The following is a 15,307-nucleotide window of genomic DNA, read 5'->3' on the forward strand; positions in this document are numbered from 1 at the left end:
AGCCTCAGCGGCGACAACGGCCCCCATGCGGCTTAAATCGGGCGACGCGATGAATTAATTGTTCTCTTGGCCACCTAATTTAATATGCCGGCCCGGCACTCCAGGGGTGCAACACGAGGCGGCGCGATCGATTCATCGATCCATCTGAGTTGCGCCGAGCCTCGCTCCCGCCCACGATCCGCGCCGCGGCGCCCGCTCGATCGCCAACGTTGCGCTCGTCGACCACGAAAGCGCAACTCGCCGAGGGGTGAGTTTGTGGATGTCACGAGACGTGGCTACCCCCTCGGGGCGAATTAAATAATGCGCCACGATATTACCACTGTCGCGCCTTTCTCCCTGCTACCTCTCGATTTAAATGTGGATTTCACGATCAATATTTAACTGACGGCTTGTCTGCTCCCGGATTCCCGACTTGTCTGCCTGGGCCTTCTGCCCAAGATTCGGATGGAGCCATGAACACCGCGCATTTTAATTCGCTCTCCGTTGACGAGCTCTGGATGATTCATCAAGAGGTCGCCGCCAAACTCACTCAGAAAATGTTGGTGCAAAAAGCGCATTTGGAGGAAAGGCTCCACAGGATTGCACTGGCCAACGAGGTCACGCGGCTCAATCGTAAGCGCCGCCGTGCATACCCGCCCGTTCGTCCCAAATATCGCAATCCGAAGAACCCAGCGGAGACATGGTCGGGTCGCGGCAGGCAGCCGCGATGGCTGCGTCCGCAGCTTCGAAGCGGCCGAGCTCTGGACGATTTTCTGATCGATCAGGCTTCAGCTCAAAAGCGGCAGACAAATTGAGCGCCGATTGCGGCATTTCGGGATGGGAATGCCGGCGCACCCTGGGGCTCTGAGCTTTTCACATCATCGTTTCAACGCGGGTCATAACCATGCTTGGAGGCATGGCCGTAGCGAGCGCATTTGCGATCTGGCTGATGGTTCTCGCTGAATCGCTCGGGGGCCCGCGGCGCAGTGAAGACATCGACGAGAATCTCAAGCGCGCGATGGCCCACGTCTAGTCGTGGTGCCCTCTGAAGTGCCGCCTAACCGCATTCCACGCTCGAAGGATTGGAAGGAGGAGGACGAGGAAAAGAACTCTGATTGAAACCGGCGTCATCCCGCGCTGCAGGAGTGGTAGGTCGTGATCGTCCGAGCGACCGGCCGTCGTGTTGATCGTCACCGGAGATGGAGTTCCTGCTCGCCGAGTAGGTGCCGGTCTGCGGGAGGGCAGGACAGCTACAACGAACAGAACGTTCGCCAGGAGCCATATTCCCACAATGAGAAGGAAAGTACGCACGAGACGACCATCGTTGATCTAAAATCTGTCGAGCTTAATCCTACCTCATACCCGGCACGCAGCCGGCAACACTGCGTTCGCGGACGGAGCCGCTTCAGCGCAGCCGGCACAATTTGGCATCCCCCGAGGCCGTTGGGCCCTGAGCGCTTCGCGAGCCTGCAGGATCGCTCGCAGCCTAGTCGGGCGCAACACTCGCGTCTGTGCGCTTTCGAACATTCATGCCCCTTCAGGTATGCTAGCGCTATGCGTCATCCGGCGAGAGCCGGGCAGGGATGGCTCATCAGCCAGCGGCGTCCTCCAGCCCGCAACCCCTGAACAGGGGCATGGTCATAGAGCATGGCCTAAATATCGCAGCACGATGAGCGGCGAATTTGGCGGTCCGCCTAGAACCAATATCGAGTTTCGGCAGTTGACTCCCGGTGGATCCGAACAAGCAAACTGATTGTTCGGGCCGATAAAGTCTAAAAGCTAAGCTGGCACACATGAAGGACTTCCGACGACGTTTGGAAAAGGTCCGCGCTGACGCCAGAGAGTTTACGCTGATGAGTCAGCAGGCCACGGACATGGAAAAGCGTGAGCTGTTTAGGCGCTTGGCGGATGAGCTCGCCTTCGAGGCTCTCGAGCTCGAGCTAATCGTGAAGAAAAGTGAGCCACCTGATCCGAGCAACCCGCACGAGGTCGTGGAGTTTAAGCCACCCTCTGAGCGAAAGCGCGGCTGACGCGGAAGTGGGTAAGCCGGCCAGATCGTGCGTGCACGCCGTGTCCACCCCACACAAAGAACGTCGCACGAGACGCGCTTTGTTCTGCGGGAGAATTTAAAAAAGCCCTTGCGGGCCAATCTCTTAAGGATGGTGGGCGCACCAGGGCTCGAACCTGGGACCCGCTGATTAAGAGTCAGCTGCTCTACCAACTGAGCTATGCGCCCGAAAGGCGGTTAGTGCCTTGCGAGGTCGGTCGTTTAGCAAAGCGATCCGGGTCTGGCAAGCGATGCAATGAAGGTTTTTCCACAGTCCCCAGAAAGCGAAAAGCCGCTGGATTCCAGCGGCTTCTCCAGGGTTAATCGTCGCAGAATCCCGCCCCGTTCAGAGCCGGCCCTCGCGATCCCGGTCGGGGCCGCCGTCGCGGTCGAAACGGTCACGATGGAAGTGCTCCATGCCGCGCTCCATCATGCGGTCCATGCCGCGTTCCATGAAGTGGCGGTGCGGGCTGTCTTCGCCGCCGCCGAACGGGCCGCGGTGGCGGGTCAGCACGGCGAGGCGCCGCTTCTGGCCCTCGTCCAGGGTCTTGTAGAGGGGGTCTGCGGCATCGGCGATCTTCTTCAGGGCCGCCGAGGTCGCGCCCATGTCCTCGGCGCGCTGGCGCAGGCGGGCGACCGGATCCTCCGGCCTGTCGGCGTCCTTGCCGGCATCGCCGGGGCCGGCATTCATGCGCGCATTGGCGCGGTCGATGCGCAGCTTGGCGAACTCCCGCACGGCGGCCTCGACCGGCGGCCACAGCTTCTCCTGGTCGGCGTTGAGCCTCAAGCCGGCATGGACGGCGGCGATCCGCGCGTCGACAAAAGCGGCGCGGTCTTCCGGGTTCATGCGGATGTGGCGGATGTGCTCCATCCACGGGCGATGATATTGCGCATAGACCGCGCCCGAGCCGGCGATGCTGAGCACGGCGATGGCGGCGATGGTGAACTTCTTCATCCGGACCTCCTCTGGAAGGATGTCCATGAAGATGGGCGCGACGCCGCTGACACGCAACTTACAACTTGGACAGGAAGCGGGCCCTTGCCTGGATTGTAACGCCCGATTTTACCTCCAGCCGCAATCGGAAATCATTCGCAACAAAAAGGCTTCCGTGCAGGCTGCACGGAAGCCTTCGTTCATCGTTCGAAACGATCAGTTCGTCGTGCTCAGTTCGTGGTGCTCTTGGCCTCTTTAAGGAATTCGTCGATCAGCGGCTGGCCGACGCGGCCGGCGGCGTCCTTGTAGACCGGCTCCATCGCCTTGCGCATCGCCTCGTCCTGCTCGGCCGTGAGCTTGATGATCTCGCTCTTGCCGCTCTTCTTGATCTCGGCCAGCGCGTCGTCGTTTTCCTTCTGCGACTGCGCGTTGCTGAAGTCGGTCGCTTCCTTCATCGCCTTGGTGAGCGGGTCGCGGATGTCGGCCGGCAGATCGTCCCAGAACTTCTTGTTCACGATCACGACGTAGCCGATGTAGCCGTGATTGGTCTCGGTGATGTACTTCTGCACCTCGTGCATCTTCTGGGTATAGATGTTCGACCAGGTGTTCTCCTGGCCGTCGACCACGCCGGTCTGGAGCGCCTGGTAGACTTCCGAGAACGCCATCACCTGCGGCAGCGAGCTGAGCGCCTTGAACTGGGCCTGCAGCACGCGCGAGGACTGGATGCGGAACTTGACGCCCTGATAGTCGGCGGGCGTGATCAGCTTCTTGTTGGCGCTCATCTGCTTGAAGCCGTTGTCCCAATAGGCAAGGCCGGTGATGCCCTTGGCATCCAGCAGCTTGAGCAGCCGCGTGCCGAGCGGGCCTTCCGTCACCTTCCGCAGCGTCTTCAGGTCGGGCAGGATGTAGGGCAGATCGAACACCTCGAACTCGCGGATGCCGAGCGGTCCGAACTTGGAGTTGGACGGCGCCAGCATCTGCACGCTGCCGAGCTGCAGCGCCTCGAGCTCTTCCTTGTCCTTGTACAGCGTCGAGTTCGGATAGACCTCGACCTTGACCTTGCCGCCGGTGTACTTTTCCGCGAGCTCCTTGAACTTCTCCGCCCCCTTGCCCTTCGGCGTGTCGGTGGCGACGACGTGGCTGAACTTGATGATGATCGGCGATTGCGCCGATGCCGGCCCGGCAAGTCCGAGTGCCAGTGCCGCGATGGACGCGGCGATCGCGAAGGTGCGCATAATCTCTCCCTGTTCTTTTTTGGGCCGCCCGGCGCCCAGGCGGCCAATCCTTGCTCCGGCTGCATCAATAGCGGCTGGGAGACGGAGCCGCTATTGGCCGTTAGCAGGGCAGCCATTCATGATGAACGCCGCAAGCGCAGGTGCGCCCCCTCTCCCGCTTGCGGGAGAGGGCTGGGGAGAGGGTGTCTCCGCAACGGGACATTCCCCCAGAGGAGAGAACCCTCACCCGCCGCTTCGCGTCGACCTCTCCCGCAAGCGGGAGAGGTGCAACAACTCGCAGCGGTGCTTCTCAGCTCGCAGCCGCCGTCGTCACGGTGTCGCGCTGGCGCTTCATGACGATCTTGTTGAGCGCGCCGAGATAGGCTTTGGCGGAAGCCACCAGCGTATCCGGATCGGCCGCGCGTGCCGTCATCGCGCGTCCCTCCTGCGACAGCCGTACCGATACTTCGGCCTGCGCGTCCGTGCCTTCGGTCACCGCGTGGACCTGATACAGCTCCAGCTTGGCCTCGTGCGGGACCAGGCGCTTGATGCAGTTGAACACCGCGTCCACCGGACCGTTGCCCTCGGCCTCCTCGATCTTGATCTGGCCGTCGACGTCGAGCTTCATGGTCGCTCGCTGCGGGCCATGGGTGCCGGCGATCACGGTCAGCGAGGTCAACTTGATGCGGTCGTGCGAGGCCGCCATCTCCTCGTCGACCAGCGCCTCGATGTCCTCGTCGTAGATGTCCTTCTTGCGGTCGGCCAGCGCCTTCATCCGCGTGAACGCATCTTCCAGCTGGTTCGGGCCGAGCTTGTAGCCCATCTCCTCCAGCTTGTGCACGAAGGCATGGCGGCCGGAATGCTTGCCGAGCACCAGCGAGGACTGCTTCAGGCCGACCATTTCGGGCCGCATGATCTCGTAGGTCGAGGCGTCCTTCAGCACGCCGTCTTGGTGGATGCCGCTCTCATGCGCGAACGCATTCCGGCCGACGATCGCCTTATTATACTGCACCGGGAACGAGGTCGCTGCCGACACCACCTTGGAGGCGCGGGTGAGCTGGGTGGTGTCGATCTTGTTCCAGTACGGGAATTTGTCGTTGCGGACGTTGATCGCCATCACGATCTCTTCGAGCGCCGCGTTGCCGGCGCGCTCGCCGATGCCGTTGACGGTGCACTCGACCTGGCGCGCGCCGCCGACGATGCCGGCCAGCGAGTTCGCCACGGCCATGCCGAGGTCGTTATGGCAGTGCACGGAGAACACGGCCTTGTCCGAGTTCGGCACGCGTTCGATCAGAGTCTTCATGAAGTGGGTGTATTCCTCCGGCACCGTGTAGCCGACGGTATCGGGGATGTTCACCGTGGTGGCGCCGGCCTTGATCACGGCCTCGACGATCCGGCACAGGAAATCCATCTCGCTGCGGGTGCCGTCCTCGGCCGACCATTCGACGTCGTCGATCTGGTTGCGGGCGCGGGCGACCATCGCGACCGAGGTCTCGAGCACTTCTTCCGGCGTCTTGTTCAACTTCACCCGCATGTGCAACGGCGAGGTCGCGATCACGGTGTGGACGCGGCCGCGCTTGGCGAACTTCACCGCCTCGGCGCAGCGGTCGATGTCGGCCGGGTGGGCGCGCGACAGGCCGGCGATGACGGCATTCTTCGAGCGACGGGCGATCTCGCTCACAGCTTCGAAGTCACCTTGCGAGGTAATCGGGAAGCCGGCTTCGATGACGTCGACGCCCATATCGTCCAGCAGCTCGGCGACCTCGAGCTTCTCCTCGAAGGTCATGGTGGCGCCGGGGCACTGCTCGCCGTCGCGCAAGGTGGTGTCGAAAATGATGACGCGGTCCTTGTCGGACTTGTTCGCGGTGGCCATTGCAAATTTCCTTTTGAGCTTTTGCGCCGTCAGTCTGCTGGGCGCTTGAGGTGTCCGGTGATCTCGACCAACCCCTGAGCGCCCAGGCGCGTCGCGCCCAGCCGGCCCTCAGGGGCAAGTAAGAAGGAGGCCGCCAATAAGGAGGGTGGGCAGCAGCGCGGCCGGGATCGTGGCGGCGGCCAGAGCCACCTCCCCCGAAATCCCATCGATTTGGCCGCGAATCAGCATTGCCAGACCCTTTTGAGCCCCAAATCCTCGGTCAAAACCATTGACGGTTGGTTGCCGGGAGGCTCAGTGACCCGTTTCTAGACGAGAAATAGCAGCAACTGCAACGCCAAAAGATGGTCAGGTAGCCTGACCTGGTTGTGCCGATCTCGTGTCCCGGACGCGTTGTAACGCACTTGCGTTGCTGCGCAGAGCGGGGACCCAGGGCCGACAGGGCATGATCCGGATGGATGGCCCGGCTCTGCAGCGCACCATCGAACGGGAGGATGCTTCGCAGCGCCGGGGACGCTGTGCGGCGTCCGGGGCACGAGAGCGCAGCGTGGCGCACGCTGTCTCCACTTGTCATTGCGATGCTCCAGTGCACATCCCAGCGGCGCTGCCGTAGGGTGGGCAAAGGCGCACTTGCGCCGTGCCCACGATCTCCCTCCATAAGCGACAAGGCGTGGGCACGCTGCGCTTTGCCCACCCTACGAGATCTGGTTTGTGGCACGTAGCTCAGCTCGCAGACACGCCTCTTCGGCCTCGCGGCGCAATTCGCCCGAGCTTTGCTTGGTCTCGCCACCCTCTCATCCAAGAGGGCGCAGGGAAGGCCGGGTGCTGGCTCGCACCCGCGGTCCGCTGCGCGAAAAGCACGCGCAGAAAGAACCGCACAGCAGCATACAGGTGTGGCCGATCACTCGGCCTTCCCTGCGCGATGGCTGGACGGCTTATGCCGTGATCTCCCGGGAGCCGACCATTCCTTCTGGCCTCCCTCGCCCCGCGAATTGGATGATGCAGTCTGCCCGGTTGGGCTCGCTCGCATCTCCGCGGAAGCTTGACCGTGGCAACGACGGCCAGGACCACACGGTTTTGCCGTACGCACGGCCCGCCATTTCGCCGCAGTTTTCCCGAGCCCTGTCGACAAAGCCGGAAACTTACAGACGAGACGAAGCCTGGCAGCGCCGTCGTCCGCACGAAGCCTCGGGCTCACAGGGACAACCCGCCCTGCCCGCGCCTCTCGTGCCGACGCTGCCGCGTCCACCGCAAGCCCGGCTCGCGACAGTGACGACACATAGTCGCCCCTCTTGGGTGAGCCGGGATGGGCAACACATACGCCGAAACCGAATTTCGGTAAAGTGGAATATTTTTGTGCGCATGGATTGACAGAGGGCGACACAGGCTCTCGGCGCCGTAGCCCGGATGGAGCGCCAGCGTAATCCGGGACGGTGCGAGATGCCGGGCGAGCGGCCCCGGATTGCGCTTCCGCCGTCGCTCTTCGAGCTATGGCGGACAAGTCGCTTCATCCGGGCTACGAACTTCGCCCTATCCCGCGCGGCGGGCGCGGGCTCTGCTTTCCCAGCGGTCGAGCATCTGGCCGAGCTCGCCGTTGACCACGGGGACCGCCGTGATGGCGCTCGCGATCTCGTTGGTGTTGGCGGGCGCGTTGGCGGGAAGCCAATCCGGCTCGGTGTATTCGCGCCAGCGGCGGGCTTCCGCACGTCGCTTGCTGGAGATGTAGTCACGCGTGAAATAGCCGGCCGCGAACGCGATTCCCAGCAACACGATCAATACGATGACGCCAGCCACAATCAACTCCGTCCATCGCCCCCGCACGGTTTCTGCGCGGCAATCAGCGCGAAATCAAGGCTTGAACTTCGCCGAACGGGCGGCCTGCCGCGCTTTGCCGCAAGCAAATTTTTGCGTCGATCCGCGGAACATTTTCGCGCCTTGCAAACGGCGCAAGGCGGACGCGAAGTGCATTCGAATATGACGAGATTGCGGCCTGCGCGAATCCGATTCCACCCTCGCAACCGGCGCCGGACCGCATTAACCTCCAGTTGCTTGGCCGGATCAACCGGCCAGCGAACATCATTGGGAGGACGCGATGACACGCCAAGAGGCTCGTGACCACACGGCTCGTGACCACGAGCAGCGTGACCAGGATGCTGCGCTTTCACGACGAACGCTTGTCCGGGGGCTTGCGCTTGGCGCCGCGGCCACCGTCGCCGGCCCCGCGCTGGCCCAGACCGGACCCGCCGCACCGCCGACCACCATCACCACCCCGCCGCGCGATTTCGGCCCCCACGGCGCGCCGACCACCTATTTCTGGGACCCCGACATCATCGCGGTCGATCCCTCCTTCAACGATCTCGCGCAGCCCAACACCGCGATCAAGCGTCTCTACACCGGCCTGCTGTGGGCCGAGGGCCCGGCGTGGAGCGCGCAAGGAAGGTATCTGTTGTGGAGCGACATTCCCAACAACCGGCAGATGCGCTGGAGCGAGGATGACGGCCGCGTCAGCGTGTTTCGCACGCCGTCCAACAATTCCAACGGCAACTCCTTCGACTTCCAGGGCCGCCAGCTCTCCTGCGAGCATTTGACCCGCCGGGTGACGCGCTACGAGCATGACGGCACCGCCACCGTGCTCGCGGACTCCTATCAAGGCAAGAAGCTGAACTCGCCGAACGACATCGCCGCGCATCCCGACGGCAGCTACTGGTTCACCGATCCGCCCTATGGCGGTCAGCTCTACGAAGGCGAGCCGGATGCCGCGGGCGGCCCGAGCAATGCGGGCGGCAAGCTCAATCCGCGGATCGGACAGCCGGCCGGCTTCCAGCCGGGCAAGCGCGAGCTGCCGACCAATTGCTATCGTATCGACCCTTCCGGCCGCATCGACCTCGTCGTTACCGAAGACCAGGTCCCCGATCCGAACGGACTGTGCTTCTCGCCGGATTACAAGAAGCTCTACGTCGCCTCGACCGGCAAAGGGCCGGGCGACACCGGCCCGGGCGGCAAGGGCGAGATCTTCGTGTTCGACGTCGGCGGCGACAACAAACTCTCCAACCCCAAGAAGTTCAGCGATTGCGTGATCGACGGCGTGAAGTGCGGGCCGGACGGCGTGCGCTGCGACGTCAACGGCAATGTCTGGGCTTCCAGCAATGCCGGCCGCGCCGTCGGCTACAGCGGCGTGACGGTGTGGTCGCCGGAGGGCAAGCTGCTCGGCCGCATCCGCCTGCCGGAGGTCTGCGGCAACATCACCTTCGGCGGCCCCAAGCGCAACCGCCTGTTCATGGCCGCGAGCCAGTCGCTCTACGCGGTGTTCACGGCAACGCAGGGCGCCGGGCCGGGCTGAGAGTGCACGCTATCGTAGGGTGGGCAAAGGCGCAAAGCGCCGTGCCCACCATCTCGTTCCGTATTAAGGGATCGTGGGCACGCTTCGCTTTGCCCACCCTACGGCCCCTGCTTTCTGCAACACGCGTCTGCGGGATCGATCGTCGTAAACATCCCGGCGACTCCGCGTTTCATGACAGCTTAACGACGCGCCCGCTCCAGCGGTTCCGCGGCCGCAATCAAGCTCCATCGCGGGCCAATCTCCGCCATCAAACCAAAGATGATGTGTGACGCGGCAGGGCCGCAGCGCGGTGCGCAGGCGTGTCGCTTCGCCTCCGTCCGCGCCGGACAAGAAATTGGGAGTTGCACGATGCGCCGTATGCCAAACGACACGATCATCGTCAGCGTTGGAAGCCGGGAGCTCGTGATCGCGCTCGGAGACCCCGGTCTACCGGTCGACGGCCATGGCGGTAACGACATCATGATCGCAACAGTCGATGACGGGCCGAGCAGCCTGCTCTTAGTCGGCGACGAGTCGATCCTGGAAGGCCAATCGCATGGCGGCAATGACCTTCTCGTCGCGACGATCCAGGGCCGCTTGCCCTATACGACCTTTGACGGCGACGCGCAGATCATGTCCGGCCAAGCCCGCGGCGGCAACGATTTGCTGCACGTCGAGGCCTCGAATGCGATCTATGCGAGCGTCTATCTCTCAGGCGACGCCGAAATCGCCATGACCGCGGATGCCAAGGGCGGCAATGACCTCATCAAGGCAGAGATGGGCGACAGATCGTATGGTGCGTTCAGCGGCGATTCCGGATCGCTCATGAGCGGCAACTCCCAAGGCGGCAACGACATCGTCAGCGTGGTCCAGGCCGGCGCCTCTGGCAACATATCGATGTCAGGTGATGCCTTGGTGTCCATGATCGGCGATGCACGCGGCGGCAATGACATCCTCATCTATACGGCCGGCGACGATGCGCGGTCCGGCGGCGCATCACTGCTCGGCGATAGTGGCTACATGAGCGACAATGCCCGTGGCGGGGAAGACATCCTGATCGCAGCCGTCGACGGCAATCCCAATTCGACCTCCATCGCGCTCGTCGGCGATGGCTCACAGATGTCCGGCAACGCACAGGGTGGCAATGATATTCTCTACGGGAGCGATCGCGGCGATTGGCTCTATGGCGATGCACGAGCCTACAACCCGTTCGTAGGCGGCTCGATCACCGGCGGCAGGGATCTGCTGAACGGCGGAGGCGGCAACGATCAGCTTTGGGGCGGACCGAGCAACGATCTGTTCGTGTTCGGGGCAGGCTCGGGCCAGGACGTGATCAACGATTTCGATCAGGGCAACAAGGCGGCGGGCAGCACGATACTCGAGCAGGACGTGATCGATGTGCGGGCCTATCGCTTTGCGGACTGGGGCGCGCTGAAGAGCCTGATCAGCGATGACAGCGCCGGCAATGCGGTGATCCAGTTGACGGCCAACGACACCATCACGCTGGATGGCATCCATGCCGCCGATCTCAACGCCAGGGATTTCATCGTCTGAGGCGCGGCTTGCCGCCGCGACCCAAATCCCTCGCAAGGCCCTTCACTGTCATCGCGGCGGGCCTTGGCTTTGTGCAGAACGCAGCCAGGCCCACTGGCCTCGAAGGACCCATCCTGCGATCTTGCCGTTAATTCCGACGCGGCCTGGAGAAGCAAGATGGACGATCGACCAAGACGACCCGACAGCCTGATGCAGGACGACGGCTTCGTCCGGGTGCGCGGCGCGCGCGAGCACAATCTCAGGAACGTCGACGTTCGCATTCCCCGCAACGCGCTTGTCGTGTTCACGGGCGTGTCGGGCTCCGGGAAATCCTCGCTCGCCTTTGGAACGATCTACGCCGAGGCGCAGCGGCGCTATCTGGAGTCGGTGTCGCCCTACGCGCGGCGGCTGTTCCACCAGATGCAAGTCCCTGAAGTCGACGACATCGAGGGCCTGCCGCCCGCCGTCGCGCTCCAGCAGCAACGCGGGGCGCCGACGACAAGGTCATCCGTCGGCAGCGTCACCACCATCTCGAACCTGCTGAGGATGCTCTATTCCCGCGCCGGCGATTATCCGCGGGGACATCCGATGCTCTATGCAGAGGCGTTCTCGCCGAACACGCCCGAGGGGGCGTGCCCGACCTGCCACGGCATCGGCAGGATGCTCGACGTTACCGAGAAGTCCATGGTGCCCGACGACACCAAGACGATCCGCGAGCGCGCCGTCGCGGCCTGGCCGAGTGCCTGGCAAGGGCAGAACCTGCGGGACATCCTGACGACGCTCGGCTACGACGTCGACAAGCCCTGGCGCGAGCTGCCGAAAAAGGACCGCGACTGGATCCTGTTCACCGAGGAGCAGCCGACCGTTCCTGTCTATGCCGGCTACGACGCCGCTGAGGTCAAACGCGCGCTGCGCCGCAAGGAGGAGCCGAGCTACCAGGGCACGTTCACCGGCGCCAAGCGCTACGTGATGCAGACCTACGCCAAGTCCGAGAGCGCGATGATGAAGCGCCGTGTCGCGCAATTCATGATCACGCGGGATTGCCCGACCTGCCACGGCACCCGGCTCAAGCCCGAGGCGCTCAAGGTCAGGTTCGCACGCCTCAATATCGCCGAGATGTCGCATTTGCCGCTCAAGCAGCTGCAGGAGCTGGTCGAGCCGTTCGCAAAGACTTCGACGGACAGATCGGAGAAGGCCGTCGTCGCCAGGCGCATCTGCGAGGATCTGTCGGCGCGCCTCGCCGTTCTGCTCGACCTCGGCCTTGGCTATCTCGCCTGCGAGCGCAGCACGCCGACGCTGTCGCCGGGCGAATTGCAACGGCTGCGCCTTGCGACGCAGGTTCGTTCGAACCTGTTCGGCGTCGTCTACGTGCTCGACGAGCCGTCCGCGGGCCTGCATCCCGCCGACACCGAGGCGCTGCTGCGGGCGCTGGACCGGCTGAAGCACGCCGGCAACTCGATCTTCGTGGTCGAGCACGAGATCGAAGTGATCAGGCATGCCGACTGGCTGGTGGATGTCGGGCCTGACGCGGGCGACGGCGGCGGGCTCATCCTCTACAGCGGGCCGCCGGCAGAGCTCGGTCAGATCGAGCAATCGCGCACCGCCCACTATCTCGCGCATCCCCGCAAGCAGCTGCCGACGGCGCGCCGCGAGCCGAAGGGCCATCTGAAGCTCAGGGGCGTATCCCGCAACAACCTTCGTGGTCTCGACGTCGATATTCCGCTCGGCATCCTCACCAGCATCACCGGCGTGTCGGGCTCCGGCAAATCGAGCCTGATCAGCCAATTCCTCGTCGAGGCCGTCGCCGGGCATATCGGCCATACGCTCGCGGACGAAGCGGACGACGACAGCCTCGCCGCAAGGGTCGAGACCTTGGGCGGCAAGATTGTTGCCGGCCTCGACCGGATCGGTCGCCTCGTCGTGGTGGACCAGAAGCCGATCGGGCGCACGCCGCGGTCCAACCTTGCGACCTATACCGGCCTGTTCGACCATGTGCGGCGGATGTTCGCGGCAACGCCGCAGGCAAAGTCCCGCCGCTACGACGCGGGACGCTTCTCGTTCAATGTCGCGAAAGGCCGATGTGCGACTTGCGAGGGCGAGGGCTTCGTCTGTGTCGAGCTCTTGTTCCTGCCCAGCGTCTATGCGCCCTGCCCGACCTGCAAAGGTGCGCGCTACAACGACAAGACGCTCGAGGTGACAATCCGCGGGAAATCGATCGCGGATGTGCTGGCGATGCGCGTCGACGAGGCCTTCGACTTCTTCGAGGGCGATGCCGCGCTGAGCCGGTCGCTCTCGGTCGTGCGCGAGGTCGGTCTCGGCTATATCCGCCTCGGCCAGTCCGCCACCGAATTGTCCGGTGGCGAAGCCCAGCGGATCAAGCTGGCGACCGAGCTGATGCGTCTGCAACGCGGCCATACGCTTTATGTGCTGGACGAACCGACCACAGGGCTGCATCCGCGGGATGTCGAGCGGCTGATCGCCCAACTCGACCGGATCGTGGACGCCGGCAACAGCGTGGTCGTGGTCGAGCATGACATGGACGTCGTCTCTCGCAGCGACTGGATCATCGATCTCGGTCCCGGCGCCGGCGACGAGGGCGGACGCATCGTCGCATCGGGAACGCCGGATCAGGTCGCAAGGGCCGGCGGAAAGACCGCGCCTTATCTGGCGCGGCGCTTGAAGCAGTGACGCGCGATCTCGCCGGGCCTCACCGTCATTTCGCATTTGCGTTCTATGGCGCAGCTGACAGACCCGACTTTCGCGATGTTGACTTTCCTCCGTCCCGCTCCCCATACTTCGCAAAAAAATAACAACCAGCCATAAGAACGGTTTTGAGGGAGGATAGGATGCCGACTTCACGCAGGCAGCTGCTGAAGGGTACGGCGGCTGCCGCCGCCACACTCAGCCTCGATTGGACACGGGCCCAGGCGCAGGCCGAGAATTTACGCATCGGCCTGATCTACGACCTCACCGGCCCGTTCGCCGCCGGCGGCTCGGTCGCCTCCTCGGTCGGCGCGCAGATCGCCATCGACCTCGTCAACGAGAAGGGCGGCATCGGCGGCAAGACCAAGATCGCGCCGGTTGCGGCGGACTCGCAGAGCAAGGCGGATGTTGCGATCAACGAGGCCGAGCGGCTGATCAGCCAGGAAAAGATCGACATCATCAACGGCGTCTATTCCAGCGCGCATGCGGTGCCGATGGCGGCGAAGGTCGAGCAGCAGAAGAAGATCCTCTGGATCACGACTGCGGTCTCGACCGCCGTGTTCAAGGACAAGAATTTGCAATACGTGTTTCGCGCGCAGATCCATTCCGACCAGTACGGCCAGGCCTTTGCCGGCTTCATCGCCGAGCACGCGAAAGCCAAGCTCGGCATGGAGGCGAAGGACGTCAAGGTCGCGCTGATCCACGAGGACGGCCCCTATGGCGTCGGCGTCGCCGCGGCCGACGAGGCCTATGCCAAGCAGGCCGGCATCCAGGTCGTGCTGCGCGAGGGCTATTCGGCTTCCGCGCCCGACCTCTCGGTGCTCGTCACCAAGATCAAGCGCGCCAAGGCCGACGTGATCTCGCATGCCGGCTACAACCCCGATATCACTTTGTTCCTGCGGCAGGCGCGCGAGAGCGGATTGCGCTTCAAGATGCTGTTCGGGGCCGGCGCCGGCTACAGCCAGCTCGACAAGCTGCGCGCCACCTTCGGTCCCGACATCGACAATTTCTGCAACATCGACCCGGTGCCGGCGCAGCTGCTCGACGCGGCGAAGCTCGCGCCGGGCATGGGCGAGCTGATCAAGACCATGGTCTCGCGCTACCAGGCCAAGACCGGCGCCACCGACGTGCCGCCGCACTGCTCGATGGGCTTCAACCAGACCTGGGTGCTGCTCAACGACGTGCTGCCGGTGGCCAAGGAGAAGTACGGCAGCTTCGAGCCGGAGGCGATCCGCAAGGCCGCGCTCGACGTCGACATCCCCGCCGGCGGCACCATCCAGGGCTACGGCGTCAAATTCTTCCCGCCGGGCACGCCGCTGTCCGGCCAGAACGAACGCTCGACGCCGGTGGTGATGCAGAACGCGGGCGAGCACATCTCGGTGGTGTGGCCGACCAACATCCGCACGCAAGACCCGGTATTCCCGCTGCCGAAAGGATCGACCTACGGGACGTAGGGGCGATGCGGACGGTGCCCCCTCTCCCCTTGTGGGAGAGGGTGGCTCGCCGCGCAGCGGCGAGACGGGTGAGGGGTTGCCTCCGCAGGCGAGCCTCTCGCGATTGAATTCGCGGATGGAACCCCTCATCCGGCGCTTCGCGCCACCTTCTCCCACAAGGGGCCTGTTGCGTAATTCGCCAGTTGTGATTCCCTAGGGCAAAGCCTTGGGGGAATGACGATGGCGGTGAAGCGGACAGGACAGCCGAGCTTTGT

The 15,307-nt window shown here is 63.9% G+C and carries 10 protein-coding genes and 1 tRNA gene; 6 read left to right on the forward strand and 5 right to left on the reverse strand.

Annotated elements, in window-relative coordinates:
- Nucleotides 1-452 precede the first annotated feature (452 nt).
- Nucleotides 453-794 carry an H-NS family nucleoid-associated regulatory protein gene (locus GGD67_RS22845; RefSeq protein ID WP_179735990.1) on the forward strand — a complete coding sequence of 114 codons (342 nt, stop codon included), beginning with the start codon at nucleotides 453-455 and terminating at the stop codon, nucleotides 792-794.
- Between the two features lie 978 nt (nucleotides 795-1,772).
- Nucleotides 1,773-2,009, forward strand: coding sequence for a hypothetical protein (locus GGD67_RS22850; protein ID WP_018318142.1), 237 nt, complete (start codon nucleotides 1,773-1,775; stop codon nucleotides 2,007-2,009).
- A 130-nt stretch (nucleotides 2,010-2,139) separates the two neighbouring features.
- Here the strand turns inward: GGD67_RS22850 and GGD67_RS22855 are convergent.
- The 5 genes from GGD67_RS22855 to GGD67_RS22875 form a co-directional block, all read right to left on the reverse strand.
- Nucleotides 2,140-2,215: transfer RNA gene (locus tag GGD67_RS22855), tRNA-Lys, on the reverse strand.
- 157 nt (nucleotides 2,216-2,372) lie between these two features.
- Complete coding sequence (locus GGD67_RS22860) at nucleotides 2,373-2,981, reverse strand: Spy/CpxP family protein refolding chaperone (RefSeq protein WP_179735992.1); 609 nt, start codon at nucleotides 2,979-2,981, stop codon at nucleotides 2,373-2,375.
- 209 nt (nucleotides 2,982-3,190) lie between these two features.
- Nucleotides 3,191-4,195 (reverse strand): TRAP transporter substrate-binding protein, encoded by a 1,005-nt coding sequence (locus GGD67_RS22865; protein ID WP_092253256.1) that lies wholly within the window; start codon nucleotides 4,193-4,195, stop codon nucleotides 3,191-3,193.
- 289 nt (nucleotides 4,196-4,484) lie between these two features.
- Nucleotides 4,485-6,047: a 2-isopropylmalate synthase gene (locus GGD67_RS22870; protein WP_179735994.1), complete on the reverse strand. Its 1,563-nt coding sequence runs from the start codon at nucleotides 6,045-6,047 to the stop codon at nucleotides 4,485-4,487.
- Between the two features lie 1,527 nt (nucleotides 6,048-7,574).
- Nucleotides 7,575-7,838, reverse strand: a complete 264-nt coding sequence (locus GGD67_RS22875) for a hypothetical protein (protein WP_049815127.1) — start codon at nucleotides 7,836-7,838, stop codon at nucleotides 7,575-7,577.
- A 298-nt stretch (nucleotides 7,839-8,136) separates the two neighbouring features.
- Between GGD67_RS22875 and GGD67_RS22880 the strand changes: the two genes are divergently transcribed.
- From GGD67_RS22880 to GGD67_RS22895, 4 genes are all read left to right on the forward strand, one after another.
- The gene (locus GGD67_RS22880; protein WP_179735996.1) at nucleotides 8,137-9,384 is read left to right on the forward strand and encodes an SMP-30/gluconolactonase/LRE family protein; all 1,248 of its coding nucleotides are present in this window, start codon (nucleotides 8,137-8,139) and stop codon (nucleotides 9,382-9,384) included.
- Nucleotides 9,385-9,732: 348 nt separating this feature from the next.
- Complete coding sequence (locus GGD67_RS22885; protein WP_246784489.1) at nucleotides 9,733-10,917, forward strand: hypothetical protein; 1,185 nt, start codon at nucleotides 9,733-9,735, stop codon at nucleotides 10,915-10,917.
- Nucleotides 10,918-11,073: 156 nt separating this feature from the next.
- Nucleotides 11,074-13,584, forward strand: coding sequence for an excinuclease ABC subunit UvrA (gene uvrA / locus GGD67_RS22890; RefSeq protein ID WP_179735998.1), 2,511 nt, complete (start codon nucleotides 11,074-11,076; stop codon nucleotides 13,582-13,584).
- A 158-nt stretch (nucleotides 13,585-13,742) separates the two neighbouring features.
- The gene (locus tag GGD67_RS22895; RefSeq protein WP_179736000.1) at nucleotides 13,743-15,053 is read left to right on the forward strand and encodes an ABC transporter substrate-binding protein; all 1,311 of its coding nucleotides are present in this window, start codon (nucleotides 13,743-13,745) and stop codon (nucleotides 15,051-15,053) included.
- The last annotated feature ends 254 nt before the right edge of the window (nucleotides 15,054-15,307 follow it).

The organism is Bradyrhizobium sp. IAR9 (genome assembly GCF_013408065.1).
In the GTDB taxonomy this organism is placed as follows: Bacteria; Pseudomonadota; Alphaproteobacteria; order Rhizobiales; family Xanthobacteraceae; genus Bradyrhizobium.